Here is a 13,243-nt window from a genome sequence, read left to right on the forward strand (position 1 = left end):
GGGATGACCGCGGTCAAAGACGTGGTGCGGCGACCACTCGGCCATTTCGCTGAGCGGAGCATCGCCGGGCTGGTGGCCGTCGGCGGCGCGGGGGTCGCCTTCGGCCTGCTGCTGATGCTCGTACGCTTCCGCTGGAGCCCGCTGAACGACGCCGACCACGAGGTCGCGGAGTGGTTCAACGGGCTCGTCGCGCCGCACGGCCCCCTGGTGACCGTGCTTCAGGCGATCACCGATCTCGGCGGGCGGCCGGTGCTGATCTGGCTGGTCAGCGTCGCCGTGATCGGGCTGCTGATCCGGCGTCAGGCCCGGCTGGCCGTCTACCTGATCATCACCGGGGTCGGCGGGCTGATCCTCGACCCGTCGCTGAAGGCCCTGGTCGGTCGGCTCCGCCCGGTGGTGGACGTGCCGATCGCCAGCGCCCCCGGCAACAGCTTCCCCAGTGGGCACGCCCTCGGCTCGTTCGTCGCGTACGGGGCGCTGCTGCTGGTGTTCCTGCCCGCCATGGCACCCCGCTGGCGCAAGCCGGCGATCGCGATCGCCGCCGCGCTGGTGGCGCTGATCGGGCTGACCCGGATCGCGCTGGGCGTGCACTACGTCTCGGACGTGCTCGGCGGCTGGCTGCTCGGCGCGGCCTGGTTGGGCATCACCGCGTACGCCTTCCGGCTGTGGCGGCGCGAGCGCGGCCGGCCGGTGCCGCCGCTGACCGAGGGCCTGGAGCCCGAGGCGGGGCACGACATCGCCCCCGCCCCGGCCGAGGAGCACGTGCTGGATCACCCCCGCTCCACCGTCGCCGAGCTGCTGGTCGGCTGGGTGCTGGTGTTCGGCGCCCTGTACGCCTTCGGCACGTTCGTCAGCTACCACGCCAAGGACACCTTCTTCGGCACCCTGGACACCGAGGTCCCGCGCTGGTTCGCCGAGCGGCACACCGACACGCTCACCGACGTGAGCTGGTGGTGGAGCAAGCTCGGCGACACCCACGCGATCCTGATCGTCTCGCTGGTGTTCTGCCCGCTGGTGCTCGCCGTGTGGCGGCGCTGGCGGCCGGTGCTCTTCGTGGCGCTGGCGATGTTCGGCGAGCTGACCCTCTTCCTCGCCTCCGCCCACGTCGTCGACCGGCCCCGCCCGCCGGTGGAGAACCTGGACGGGCAGATGCCCACCTCGTCGTTCCCGTCCGGGCACATCGCCGCCACCATCTGCATCTGGCTGGCCATCGCGGTCATCGTGTTCCCCCGTACCGACCGTTGGTGGCGGTGGATCTTCGTGGCCCTGGCAGTGATCATGCCGGTCGGCGTGGCCACCTCCCGGATGTACCGGGGCATGCACCACCCCACCGACTTCATGGGCGCGATCCTGCTCAGCGCCCTGTGGATCGGCCTGCTCTACTGGGCGATCCGCCCCAACGCCGACCTGGCCGAGGGCAACCAGCCGGCCATTTCCTCGGAGCAGGTCGACGAGCTGGACGACGAGCTGGCCAAGGCCGGCCGGCCGGACTGACCCGCGCCATGCTGCGGGTGATGACCTGGAACATCAGGACGGGCGGCCGGGACCGGACAGGTCCCGGCCGGCTGGACCGGGTGGCCCGGGTCGTCGCCGCGCAGCGGCCGGACCTGCTGGCCGTCCAGGAACTGCGGGGCTTCGACTCGGGCGACGTGCTGGCCGGGTTCGCCGCCGAGGTGGGCATGCGGCCGTACCTGGCCCGTTCCTGCCTCGGCCAGCCGGTGGCGGTGCTGGTCCGCGCGCCGCTGCGGGTGCTCGCGGCGGGCCCGGTCCGCCGCCCGTTCCACCACGCCGCCGTACGGGTCACCGTGGCCACCGACGCCGGTCCGTTCACCGTGTTCGCCGCCCACCTCGACCCGTACACCGGGCTGCGGCGGCGCATCGAGGCCGGCTGGCTGGCCGCCGCCGTCCGCCGGGCCCCCGGCGAGCTGGCGCTGCTGGCCGGGGACCTGAACACCCTCGACCCGGGCACCGACCACACCGCCCGGGTCGCCCGGCTGCCGCCCGCGTACCGCCGCCGTCACCTGCGCCGGGACGGCCGGACGGTGGAGACCCGGGCGGTGGCCCGACTCGCCGCCGCCGGGCTGGTCGACCTGTACGCCGCGTGCGGGCCCGGCGACGAGGGGCTGACGGCGCCCACCCGGCACGGCGGCGGCGCCGAGTTCTCCGGCATGCGGCTGGACTACCTCTTCGGCACCCGCGCACTGGCCCGGCTGGTCCGGTCCTGCGAGGTGCGGCGCGGCGGCGACACCGAGTACGCCTCCGACCACTACCCGGTGCTCGCCGAGCTCGACCTGACCCCAACCTGACCGGCGCGCCCCGCGCCCCGGCCACCCCGAGCCCCGGCCACCCCGAGCCCCGTCGATCTTGCACTTCGGGCCCCGACTAAAGGGGCAGAAGCCTCATCGCGGGGGCCGTAAGTGCAAGATCGCGGGGTGTGGGGTGCGGGTGGGGGGTGGGGTTAGAGGAGGAGGTTGAGGAGGACGGTCAGGGCGATCGAGGCCAGGACCGAGAAGAGGATCATCAGGAGACAGCCGAGGCCACCGCCGAGCGGGCGGATCTCCGTGTTGCCGATGCGCATGGCGGTCCTTGTCCTAGTGCGGGGCGAGCAGGGCGCGTACCGCCGCGGCGACCTCGGCCGGGGCGGTGGTGGCGACATTGTGGGCGGCGCCCGGGACGACAGCCGTGCGGGCGTTCGGCACCAGGCGGGTGAGCTGGTCCCGCCAGGCGGCCGGTGCCACCGGGTCGCGGGAGCCAGCGATCACCAGGGTGGGCGCGGCGACCCGGGCGGCGTCCGCCTCGATCGCGTTGCGCACCGAGTGCGAGAGGGTGGCGTACACCCGGGGAGGGCGGGCGTCCCAGACGTCGCGGAGCAGGAGCGGGGTCTGCAACGGCGCCTCGCGCAGGGTGTCGACCAGCCAGCGGCCGAACAGTCCCCGCCGGGTGCGGGCGGCCGGGTCACTGGTCGGCCCGGCCAGCACGAGCGCCCGGACCCGCCCGGGGTGGCGGGCGGCCAGCGCGGCGGCCACCTCCGCGCCGAACGAGTGTCCCAGCACGCACGCGGGCGGCAGCGCGTACGCGGTCAGCCACGCCGCCAGGTGCTCGGCGTGCCGGGTGACGTCGTACGCGCCGGACGGGTGGGCGCTGAGGCCGAAGCCGGGCAGGTCTGGCACGTACACCGGGTGGGTGGACGCCAGCGCCAGGGCCAGCGGGGTGAGGTAGCGGTGCGACACCGCCAGCCCGTGCACCAGCACCACGGGCGGGGCCCCGGTGCGCGGGTCGGCAGTGCGGCGGGTGTGTGTACGCAGGCCGTCGACCAGCCGCCACTCGCTGGTCAGCCCGGCGGCGGGCCGGGGGGCGGCCAGGGCGAGCCGCAGTTGCGCCGGGGAGAACCCCACAGGCGAGGTCGCAGCGGACGGGCGCCTCGGCCGGATCGTCGCCGTCACAGCTCGCGGAGTCGGGGGAGTAGTTCCTCCCGGGCCCAGTCCAGGAACATCGGCTGGGTGTCGCCGCCGATCTGGACGAGCGCGACGTGGGTGAAGCCGGCGTCGACGAACTTCTTGAACGCCTCCACGTGCCGCTCGGTGTCCGGGCCGCAGGAGATCCCCTCGGCGACGTCCTCCTCGCGGACGAACTGGGTCGCGGCGGCGAACGCGTCGGGGTCGGGCAGGTCGGCGTTGACCTTCCAGCCCATCCCGAACCAGCGGAACTGGTCGTGCACGATCTTGCGGCACTCCGCCTCGTCCGGGCCGTAGCAGATCGCCACCTGGCCGTACCGGGGTCGGCCCGCGCCGCCCGCCTCGTCGTACATCTGGATGATGTGCGGGTCCGGCTCGGTGGCGACGATCCCGTCCGCGTAGTCGGCGGCCAGCGTCGCCGACTGCCGGCCGGACGCGGCGACGGCCATCGGCACCGGGCGGCCGGGCCGGTCCCAGACGTACGCGTCGGGGACGTCGTAGTGGTTGCCGGAGAAGGTCAGCGTCTCGCCGTTGAGCAGCGGCCGGATGATCTGCAACGCCTCCTCGAACATCTCGTGCCGCTGCTGCACGTGCGGCCAGCCGCCGACGATGTGCTCGTTGAGGTTCTCCCCGGCGCCCAGGCCGAGGGTGAACCGGCCGTCTGAGAGCACCCCGATCGTGCTGGCCTTCTGCGCCACGACGGCGGGGTGGTAGCGGCGGATCGGGCAGGTCACGAAGGACATCAGCTCGGCCCGGCTGGTGGCGTGGGCGACCGCGCCGAGCACCGACCAGGCGTACGGGGCGTGGCCCTGGGAGTCCAGCCAGGGGTAGTAGTGGTCGGAGATCACGAGCTGGTCGAAGCCGGCAGCCTCGGCACGTACCGCGTGGTCCACCAACTCCTTGGGGCCGGCCTGCTCGCACATCAGGGTGTATCCGACGTTGACCATCGCGACATCTCCTTCGCTCCTCCGATCATCCCCGGATACCCCGACCGCCCGTCGTCAACCCTCGGATCCGCTTCGCCCCAGCCCCACCCAGCCCTCGCCCGCCTCGCGCGCCCGCTTCGCCTCGCCGGCCCCGTCCGCGCCCGCCCGTCCGCGCCCGCCCCACCTGCGCCCGCAGTTTCCGGGAAAGAGTGGTCATTCCGGCGCGGTTGGCCACTCTTTCCTTGAACGAGTGGGGTGGAGACACGCACCTTAACCGGTTCAGGGCTGCCCAGCCGTGGGGATGATCGGTGGGTCGCGATGGGATCAGGTTGTCGCGGTAGGCGTAGCCGATCGCCCAGCAGAGCGCGTGCGGGTGCCGCAGGCGCGCGGCCCAGCCACGGGTCCCGATGTCCGTCGACCACTCACTGAACCGGTTGCTCCGGACGGGATATCGGCTTACGCTGATCCCTGCGCCGTCGGGAGCCGGACGGGCGGCTGACGGGCCAGTCGCCTTCTACGTCACCACCACCGCACCCCCGCCTGGGCACGGGGGGACCCCTCCCTGAGGAAGGCCATGAGAAAACGTCTCTCCGTCGCGGGCGTCGCCCTGCTGACGGTTCTCGCCGCCGTGTTCGCCTTCGGGCAGCCGGCGCACGCCGCCGCCGGCTTCTCCGTCGCCAACGGCAAGCTGTACGACGCCAACGGCACCGAGTTCGTCATGCGGGGCGTCAACCACGCCCACACCTGGTACGCGCAGCAGACCAGCTCCTTCGCCAACGTCAAGGCGCTCGGCGCGAACACCGTACGGGTGGTGCTGGCCAGCGGCGACCGCTGGGCCAAGAACGACACCGCCGACGTCGCCAACGTCATCTCGCTGTGCAAGGCCAACAAGCTGATCTGCGTGCTGGAGGTGCACGACACCACCGGCTACGGCGAGCAGAGCGGCGCGATCACCCTCGACCGGGCGGTCGACTACTGGCTTAGCATCTCCAGCGCCCTCGCCGGCCAGGAGAAGTACGTCATCGTCAACATCGGCAACGAGCCGTACGGCAACCAGGGCTACGGCACCTGGGCCACCGACTCGGCCAACGCGATCAAGCGGCTGCGTACCGCCGGCCTGACGCACACCATCATGGTCGACGCCCCGAACTGGGGCCAGGACTGGTCGTTCACCATGCGCGACAACGCCGCGTCCGTCTTCGCGGCCGACCCGCAGAAGAACACCGTCTTCTCCATCCACATGTACGGCGTCTTCGACACCGCCGCGGAGATCACCGACTACCTCGGCCGGTTCCGCGCCGCCAAGCTGCCGATCGTGGTCGGCGAGTTCGGCTTCGACCACTCCGACGGCAACCCCGACGAGGACACCATCCTGTCGTACAGCCAGGCCAACGGGATCGGGTACCTGGGCTGGTCGTGGAGCGGCAACGGCGGCGGCGTCGAGTACCTCGACATGGCCACCAACTTCAACCCGGCGGCCCTGACCACCTGGGGTCAGCGGATCTTCAACGGCGCCAACGGCATCAGGGCGACGTCGAGGGAAGCGTCGGTGTACGGCGGCGTCACCCCGACGACTCCGCCGCCCACCACGCCCCCGCCGACGACGCCCCCGCCCACCACTCCGCCGCCCACCACGCCCCCGCCCACGACTCCGCCGCCGACCGGCGGCTGCACGGCGACGTACACGATCGTCAACCAGTGGCAGGGCGGCTTCCAGGGCGAGGTAAAGGTGACCGCCGGCTCCGCCGCGATCAACGGCTGGACGGCGAGGTGGACGTACGCCAACGGCCAGGCCGTCACCCAGTCCTGGAACGCCACGGTGACCAGCAGTGGGTCGGCCGTGACCGCCCGCAACGTGGCCTACAACGGCAAACTCGGCGCGGGGGCCAGCACCAGCTTCGGCTTCATCGGCAGCTCGGGCGGCACCAACGCCGTCCCCGCCGTCACCTGCACCGCGTCCTGACACCCTGCGGTGGCCGGGTCCGCACGGACCCGGCCACCCCAACTTCCCTGTCCGTGGCGAGGGGCCGGCGTCCCGACCGGCCCGGACCGGACGACCCGAGCGGCCCCACCCGCCGCGGAAGATCGCGCCCTTCGGCCCCACCCGCCCGGGGCTTTCGGCCCTGCGGGTCGCAGCCTCTCCTGACAGCATGGAAGGAGAGGTCTCCCGTACGGGACATGGACAGACGAGCCCGCCGCGGGGGCCGGGGAAATGGGGAATGATCATGAGCGAGCAGCGTTTCGCCGGACGGGTCGCGGTCGTGACCGGAGCCGGATCGGGTATCGGGCAGGCGGTCGCCCAGCAGCTTGCGGCGGAGGGAGCCACGGTCATCGGCTGTGACGTCGATGCCGAGGGTCTCGCCACGACCACCAAGCTCATGGAGGAGGACGGCCACCCCGGGACGATGATCGTCGCCGACATCACGGCGCAGGCCGACATCGACCGGATCGTCGCCGCGCTGCCGGACCAACGCGTCGACCTGTTGGCCAACGTGGCGGGGGTCATGGACCACTTCATCCCCGTCACGGAACTGGACGACGCCACCTGGGACCGTGTCCTGGCGGTGAACCTCACTGGTCCCATGCGGCTGTGCCGGGCCATGCTGCCGCTGATGACGGCGCGGGGCGGGGGTGCGATCGTCAACGTCGCCTCCATCGGCGGCCTCACCGGAGCGGTCGCCGGCAGCGCGTACGTCTCCTCGAAGCACGGGCTGGTCGGCCTGACCCGCTCGATCGCCAACCTGTACGCCGAGGACGGCGTTCGGGCCAACGCGGTCTGCCCCGGTGGCGTCCAGACCAACATCGGCCGCAGCGCCGCGCCGAAGGTTCCGTGGGCGTACCAGCGTCTGGAGCGGTCGTTCGGCCGGGTCACCCGGACGGCCACGCCCGCCGAGGTCTCCACGCTGGTCTGCTGGCTGGGCTCCGACGAGGCGATCAACGTCAACGGGGCCGTCGTCGCCTCCGACGGAGGTTGGACCTCCTGAGTCGGCGTGGCACCGCCCCCGAGTGCCAGGAAGGGCACCCCCTCGACAGCGGTGCGGCGGCGGGCCTCAGCCGATCGCGTCGACCTCCAGCAGCAGGGTCTGCTCGGGGTGCAGGGCGGGAAGCTGGAGACCGACCGCCGCCAGCACCGCGCCGGGCAGGGTGACCCCGTCGGGCAGCCAGCCGGGCTCGGCGAGTTGCAACACGGCCGGCTCCGGCACGCCGGCCACCGGCCGCACCGCGTACCGGCGGGACCGGTCCAGCCCCGGCAGCCGCACCGGGCCCGGAATCTGGGCGACCGAGGTGGCCAGCCGCGCCACGGCGTACACCGCCCGGGAACCGTCGGCGGCGACGACGCCGTGGGCCCAGACGGCCGGGTCCGGGTGGTCGACCCGGACCACCCGCCCGGAGTGCAGCAGCGGGCGCAGCCGCTTGTACAACGCCACCCAGGCGGCCAGCTCGGTCCGCTCCACGTAGCCGACCGCGCCGATGTCCCACTCGATGCCGAAGTGGCCGAAGAGCGCGGTGGCGGCCCGGAACCCCAGCTCGTGCACCCGGCCCGTGGTGTGCGAGCGCTCCGGCCCGACGTGGCTGCCGACCAGCTCCGGCGGGAGCAGCAGCCCGGTCCAGCGCTGGATGGCCAGCCGCTCCAGGGCGTCGTTGCAGTCGCTGGCCCAGACCCGGTCGGTGCGGCGCAGGATCTCCAGATCCACCCGCGCGCCGCCGGACGAGCAGCTCTCGATCTCCACCCCCGGGTGGCGGCGGCGCAGCTCGTCGAGCAGCTGGTAGACGGCGAGGGTCTGCGCGTGCACCCCCGGCCGCCCGTCGTGGCCGGCCTCGGTGAGGTCCCGGTTGTGGTCCCACTTCAGGTACGCGATGCCGTCGTGCCCGGTGAGCAGCGCGTCGAGCAGCCCGAGCAGGTGGTCGTACGCGTCGGCGCGGGCCAGGTCGAGGACCTGCTGGTGTCGCCACTCGGGCGGCAGCCGGCCGGACGCGGACAGCACCCAGTCCGGGTGGGCGCGAAACAGGTCGGAGTCCGGGTTGACCATCTCCGGTTCGACCCAGAGGCCGAACTGCATGCCGTGGCCCCGCACGTGGTCGATCAGCGGTTGCAGCCCGTGCGGCCAGACGGTCTCGTCGACGTGCCAGTCACCGAGCCCGGCCCAGTCGTGCCGGCGACCCCGGAACCACCCGTCGTCGAGCACGAAACGTTCCACTCCGACCCGCGCCGCGTGGTCGGCGAGGGCCCGCAACCGGTCCAGGTCGTGGTCGAAGTAGACCGCCTCCCACACGTTGAGGGTCACCGGACGCGGGGAACGGGGATGCCCCGGCCGGGCCCGCAGGTGGGTGTGCAGCACGTCGCTGAGCCCGTCCAGCCCGGCACTGGACCAGGCCGCGTAGAGCAGGGGAGTGGTGTACGTCCCGCCGGGGGCGAGCAGCACCTCGCCCGGGGCGAGCAACTCCCCGCCGCCGAGCGTCGACTCACCGGTGGGCCGCCGCTCGGCGACGGTGACGTGGTCGCCGCTCCACGCGGTGTGCACCGCCCACACCTCGCCGTGTCGGAACCCGAACCCGGCCGTCCCGGCGGCCAGCAGCAGCGTCGCGTCGTGCCCGGTCCGGCCGTGCCGGCCCTCCCGGACCCACGCGCCCATCGGCCACGGGTGCCGCTGCGGGCTGCGTTCCCGGCACCACCGGCCGGTCAGGTCGAGCAGTTCGACCGCGACCGCCGGCACCGGCAGCACCGGGGTCAGTTCCCGCAGCTCGTACGGGGAGTCGCCGTCGTTGCGCAGCGCGTGCCGCAGCAGCACCAGCCCGGAGGGGTCCAGCTCGACGGTGACGGTCAGCGCCAGCGCGGCGGCCGGGTCCGTCGCCGCCACGGTGACCTGGGCGGAGCCGGTCGGGTCGTCGTCGGTCACGTCGAGGGCGTCGAGCCGGAACGCGGTGGACCAGGCGTCGCCGTCGCGGTGCCCGGCCAGCCCCGGCCGACCGCTCCAGCCGGCGCTGGTCTCGGGCAGCAGGGACAGCACGGTCGGCGCGTCGAAGCTGCTCGGCACCACCGGCGCGACGCCCGCGTCGACCAGCGCGGACAGGTCGTCGGCGGCGAGTGGGCCGAGTTCGGCGCCCCAGTGCGCGATCCGGGGCAGCCCTGGCCCGCGCGCGTCGAGCACCAGGCTGGTCCGCGCCCGGCGTAGGTGGACGATCGTCATCCCTTGGACGCTCCCAGCGTGAGGTCCCGGACGAACTGCTTCCGCAACAGGAAGAAAGATCACCAGGTGGGGATCGCGACCAGCCCGGAGCCGGCCGAGTCGAGGCGATAGGCGCAAGAATCGACTGAGATGAAATTCTATAGGCGGCAGGGCCGGCCCGCCGGGTCGCACGGGCCCGTCGTGGTCGGCCCGGCGGGCGCAGCGCCGGCGGTCCGGCCTGATCCCGGTCGCAGAACCCCAGTGTCGTACGTGCTGGGCGTCCTCGGCGGAGACGGTGGTGCCGCCCGCCTCGACCTGCGGCAGCGACGACAGCGAACGGGTCAACGTGTACGCGAAGCGGAGCGCCTCGGCCAGGTCGGCGACCGCCACCGGCAGATGGATCACGTGACGGGGCGCGGGATCGTCCGCCCCGGTGAACGCCTCGACGGCGGCCCGGGGCAGCGCCGCGAAGACGCCGCCGGGCGCGGGTGCCGATTCCGGGTTCACGACTGGCACCGCCGGGCCTGGGTGCCCTGCCAGTCGCGCAGCGCCCGCCGAAGCCGGCGGCGGGGAACTGGCGGTCGCGGACATGTCTCGGGTGCAGCCGCAGCGGGGGTGTGCCGCCGTAGACGGTTCCTCGGGTCATCGGTCACCTTCTGGTTGGTGGATGGGGCGGCCCTGGCGGAGGGGGAGTTCCGGGCAGGGCCGCCCCGCCCGGCGACCGCAGCCTCAATCGGCGAGTACGGCTCACCGGGCTGCCGGTGGGTGGTGCTGATTCCGGGCGGGTCAGGGTCGCGAAGGCGCACCTGACCGTGATAGGTATTCATCAAGTCGGTCGGAGCCGGAATGCGCGCGGAACGCGGCTCCATGTTGAGACCCGACGAGAACCGGTATGCGTCTGCCACACGCGAGGCCGTCTCTCGTCACCTTCTCGGCTGTTGGCACAGCCGCGGTTGCCGTGCTTGCACCGGGCGTCCCCGGGGGTCGGCGATCACCCTCACCCGAAGGCCACATTTCCAGTGGGCTCGAACTGGAGCAATGGTTCCTTCGCGGGCCTCGCCAACTTATTCGAGAGGTGGATCATGCCGCACAAACCGTTCATCCGGACGCTGCGCGCGCAGTGGCTCGGCCAGCAGCTACGGGCCCTGCGGGAGGAGCGGGGGATGACCCTGAAGCTCGTCTCCGAGCACCTGCAACGGGACATGTCGGCGCTCGGTCGCTACGAGCGGGCGGACTGGCCCATTCGCAAGGGCGACGTCACCGCACTGCTCGACCTGTACGGCTTTCACCACGCGGCCGAGCGAGCCCGGCTGCTGTCCCTCGCCGAGGAGGTGTGGCGCACCGACCGCTGGGACGAGGACTACGGGGACGTGGTCGACTCGTCGTTCATCGAGTACCCCTGGCTGGAGGGCCGCGCCGAGCGCATCTGCTCCTACAACGCCCTTTTGCTACCGGGTCTGCTCCAGACTCCCGCCTATGCGGAGGCTGTCATCCGCAACGCGGCAGAGCCGGGAGTCCCCGAACTGACCCTGGAACGGTGGGTGAAACTCCGAATGGAGCGGCAGCGGGTGCTCGACGGACCTACTCGGATCGGAGTGGTGCTTGAGGAGGGTGTCCTGCGTCGTCCCGTCGGTGGGAGATCGACGATGGCGGACCAGCTTCGCCATCTCACCCAACTCTCCCAGCGCAGGAAAATCGCAGTGCGGGTACTTCCCTCCAATGTGGCTTTGCATGCCGGTATGGATGGAACATTCACTCTGTTCACGCTCCCCGCTCCATATCCGGAGGTTGCCTACCTGGAGAACCTGGGCGGGCGGCTCTACCTGGAAGCACCGAAGTCCCAGCGCTTCATCGACGCGTACGATCGGCTCGTGAATGCCGCACTCGGCGAAGCCGAGTCGGCAGAGCTGATCGTCATGATCTCGGAGGACATGTCATGAGCGAGACTCTGCCGCCGGTCGCGTGGCACATCAGCACCAGGAGTAACGACAACGGCGGGAGCTGTGTGGAGGCGGGGCCGGTGCTGGACGGGTCCGGGCGGGTTGCCGTCCGGCACAGCAAGGCACCCGACGTCGCAACGATCGTCTACACGGCCGAGGAGTGGGCGGCCTTCGTGGGCGGGGTCAAGGACGGCGAGTTCGACTTCACCGACGGCTGAGCCACAATCCGTCGTACCGCGCAACCAGGGCCCCGGCAGAGTCGTGAGGGTCTCCGGCCTGGCAGGGCCCCAGGGGATGCGCGCGCTGCCGACGCCATCGGTGCCTTGGCCGGGTCGGCCTGCCCTGTGTTGGCCCCTGTGGAGCTGCCCCGTCCACGCTACCGCTCCATCGGTAGCACAAACGGGGCAGCTCCACAGGGGCCAACGGGCAGGTCCCCGGCCGGGAGCATTCGTCAGGCCGCCGCCCGACCGCCCGACGTACGGGGCGGCGTAGCGGCGACCTCCCGGGGCATCTGCGGGAGAGGAGACCCAGCTGAGGACCGGCGAGATTGAGGACCTGGACGCCCGGCACCAAAGCCGTCCCCGGCCCCGGAAGTTGACCGGCCAGGTGGCCGGGCCCGAACGGGTCCGGCCACCTCACCGTCGGAGCTACACCGCGACGACGTCGGCGACGACGCAGGCGATGTTGTCCGGCGCTCCGCCGTCGTGGGCCAACTCGACCAGCCGTTCCACGACCCGGGCGGGTTCGTCGCCCGCCCTGAGCGCGGCGTGCAGCGCCCCGGGGTTGACGACCGTGGACAGCCCGTCGGAGCAGAGCAGGTAGCGGTCGCCCTCGACGGCGGTTCGCAGCGCCAGGTCCGCCTCTACCTGCGTCCCGCCCGCGCCGAGGGCCCGCACCAGCAGGGACCGTTGCGGGTGCGCGGGGACCTCCGCCGGGTCGAGCCGGCCCTGGTCGACCAGCGACTGCACGTACGTGTGGTCGCGGGTGAGCGGAAACAGTTCGCCCGCGCGCAGCAGGTACGCCCGGGTGTCGCCGACGTGCACCAGCGCCAACTGGGCGCCGGAGCGCAGCAGCGCGGTCAGGGTGGTGACCGGTTGGTGGTCGGCCACGGCCATCGCGCGCACGGCGCGGTCGGCGTCGGCGACTGCGCCGGCCAGCAGCGTGATCAGCTCGCCGGCCGGCGCGTCGGCCGACTCCACCAGCCTGAGGGCGTCGATGGCGGCGGCGCTCGCGGCGGCACCACCCGGGCCGCGCATGCCGTCGGCGACGGCCAGCAACCGCTCGCCGGCGTATGCGGCGTCCTCGTTGCTGTCCCGTATGGCCCCGATGTCGCAGCGGGTGGCGTGGCGGAGGCCGAGGGCAGGGATCGGGTCGGACATGGTGGTACCCCTGTCTGTCAGGACGTCGACGAGGCGGGTGGCGAGTCGACCGCGGGCCGCCGTGTCGGCGCTGATCCGCCGCCAGTACGCCTCGACCGCCCCGGCCGCCGCCGCGGGCCTCAGCCCGCAGACGGTGCGGATCTCGGCCAGCGGCATGCCGATGCGCCGGAGCGCGGCGATCAGCCGGGCCTGTTCCACCTGCTCCGGGGCGTAGAGCCGGTACCCCGACTCGGCATCGACGGCGGCCGGGCGCAACAGCCCCAGCTCGTCGTACAGCCGCAACGCCTTCGGCGTGAGGCGCACCGCCCTGGCGAACGCCCCGATGGTCAGCAGCCCCACGTCGACATCCTCCTCGCGCCGGTCGCGGCGACCGGC

Annotated in this window: 10 protein-coding genes and 1 pseudogene; 6 read left to right on the forward strand and 5 right to left on the reverse strand. The window is 72.7% G+C overall.

Annotated features, from left to right (window positions below):
• Positions 1 to 3: 3 nt before the first annotated feature.
• Both ACQPZO_RS08960 and ACQPZO_RS08965 read left to right on the forward strand, forming a co-directional pair.
• Positions 4 to 1,494 (forward strand): phosphatase PAP2 family protein, encoded by a 1,491-nt coding sequence (locus ACQPZO_RS08960; RefSeq protein ID WP_433348705.1) that lies wholly within the window; start codon positions 4 to 6, stop codon positions 1,492 to 1,494.
• Between the two features lie 8 nt (positions 1,495 to 1,502).
• On the forward strand, positions 1,503 to 2,306 hold the full coding sequence (locus ACQPZO_RS08965) for an endonuclease/exonuclease/phosphatase family protein (RefSeq protein ID WP_433348707.1): 804 nt from the start codon (positions 1,503 to 1,505) through the stop codon (positions 2,304 to 2,306).
• A 285-nt stretch (positions 2,307 to 2,591) separates the two neighbouring features.
• On the opposite strand, the gene ACQPZO_RS08970 is transcribed toward ACQPZO_RS08965, so the two are convergent.
• Together ACQPZO_RS08970 and ACQPZO_RS08975 are read right to left on the reverse strand one after the other, a co-directional pair.
• Complete coding sequence (locus ACQPZO_RS08970) at positions 2,592 to 3,395, reverse strand: alpha/beta fold hydrolase (protein WP_433348708.1); 804 nt, start codon at positions 3,393 to 3,395, stop codon at positions 2,592 to 2,594.
• A gap of 44 nt (positions 3,396 to 3,439) precedes the next feature.
• The gene (locus tag ACQPZO_RS08975; RefSeq protein WP_433348710.1) at positions 3,440 to 4,402 is read right to left on the reverse strand and encodes a TIGR03557 family F420-dependent LLM class oxidoreductase; all 963 of its coding nucleotides are present in this window, start codon (positions 4,400 to 4,402) and stop codon (positions 3,440 to 3,442) included.
• Positions 4,403 to 4,955: 553 nt separating this feature from the next.
• Between ACQPZO_RS08975 and ACQPZO_RS08980 the strand changes: the two genes are divergently transcribed.
• Complete coding sequence (locus ACQPZO_RS08980; RefSeq protein WP_433348712.1) at positions 4,956 to 6,344, forward strand: cellulase family glycosylhydrolase; 1,389 nt, start codon at positions 4,956 to 4,958, stop codon at positions 6,342 to 6,344.
• A gap of 262 nt (positions 6,345 to 6,606) precedes the next feature.
• Positions 6,607 to 7,365, forward strand: a complete 759-nt coding sequence (locus ACQPZO_RS08985; protein WP_433348714.1) for an SDR family NAD(P)-dependent oxidoreductase — start codon at positions 6,607 to 6,609, stop codon at positions 7,363 to 7,365.
• Between the two features lie 66 nt (positions 7,366 to 7,431).
• Here the strand turns inward: ACQPZO_RS08985 and ACQPZO_RS08990 are convergent, their stop codons facing one another.
• The gene (locus ACQPZO_RS08990) at positions 7,432 to 9,570 is read right to left on the reverse strand and encodes an alpha-galactosidase (protein WP_433350896.1); all 2,139 of its coding nucleotides are present in this window, start codon (positions 9,568 to 9,570) and stop codon (positions 7,432 to 7,434) included.
• 153 nt (positions 9,571 to 9,723) lie between these two features.
• Positions 9,724 to 9,954, reverse strand: a pseudogene (locus ACQPZO_RS08995) (hypothetical protein); the annotation flags it as partial.
• Between the two features lie 677 nt (positions 9,955 to 10,631).
• On the opposite strand from ACQPZO_RS08995, the gene ACQPZO_RS09000 reads away from it, so the two are divergent.
• Together ACQPZO_RS09000 and ACQPZO_RS09005 are read left to right on the forward strand one after the other, a co-directional pair.
• A complete protein-coding gene (locus tag ACQPZO_RS09000; RefSeq protein ID WP_433348716.1) occupies positions 10,632 to 11,489 on the forward strand; it encodes a helix-turn-helix domain-containing protein in 858 nt (285 codons plus the stop codon).
• Positions 11,486 to 11,707: a DUF397 domain-containing protein gene (locus tag ACQPZO_RS09005; protein WP_433348718.1), complete on the forward strand. Its 222-nt coding sequence runs from the start codon at positions 11,486 to 11,488 to the stop codon at positions 11,705 to 11,707. The genes ACQPZO_RS09000 and ACQPZO_RS09005 overlap by 4 nt, the downstream gene beginning before the upstream one ends.
• Before the next feature lie 429 nt (positions 11,708 to 12,136).
• On the opposite strand, the gene ACQPZO_RS09010 is transcribed toward ACQPZO_RS09005, so the two are convergent.
• Positions 12,137 to 13,207: a MerR family transcriptional regulator gene (locus tag ACQPZO_RS09010; protein ID WP_433348719.1), complete on the reverse strand. Its 1,071-nt coding sequence runs from the start codon at positions 13,205 to 13,207 to the stop codon at positions 12,137 to 12,139.
• Positions 13,208 to 13,243: the final 36 nt, after the last annotated feature.

The organism is Micromonospora sp. CA-111912 (assembly GCF_050948415.1).
Classification (GTDB): Bacteria; Actinomycetota; Actinomycetes; order Mycobacteriales; family Micromonosporaceae; genus Micromonospora.